The organism is Oleiphilus sp. HI0079 (assembly GCF_001635105.1).
This window is the reverse complement of the sequence record NZ_LWFT01000431.1, coordinates 1-392: the sequence shown is the minus strand read 5'-3', so window position 1 is coordinate 392 and position 392 is coordinate 1. Positions and strand designations below refer to the sequence as shown.

Sequence of the window (392 nt, the reverse complement as noted above, 5' to 3'; positions counted from 1 at the left end):
CTGCGAGCCTGCTTCCAAAGCAGTCTCTCATCCCCTCCAAAACGCCTGACGATCTCCGGCAATTTCTTTCCAATGCGAGTAATGTGCTGGATCAACACAGAAAAGCTCAAAGCAGCTTGTTCGAAGCCATTCGAAATGAATTTACACAAGAGGCGATGGTCTCGAGAACATGCACTTTGTACAGGCAGTTAGTGCGACGCAGCGAGTTGCTATTTCTTGGCGATTGCAACACCTGCGGAACAGAACAGCTAAAAGGCCAGGCGTACCCGGCTCTTGTTGGCGAAGCGCTAAATCGGCGCATCCAAAATTGTGGCCAAACGATGGCAACAACACGAGAAGCACTCAAGTATTTTGCACACTTTGGTCATGATCACCTCAACGCGGTATTTATT

1 protein-coding gene is annotated in these 392 nt (G+C 49.0%); it reads left to right on the top strand.

Features of this window, described 5'->3' with window-relative positions:
- A partial coding sequence (locus A3750_RS25970; RefSeq protein ID WP_197474929.1) for a hypothetical protein occupies window positions 1–392 on the top strand: 392 nt, incomplete at both ends.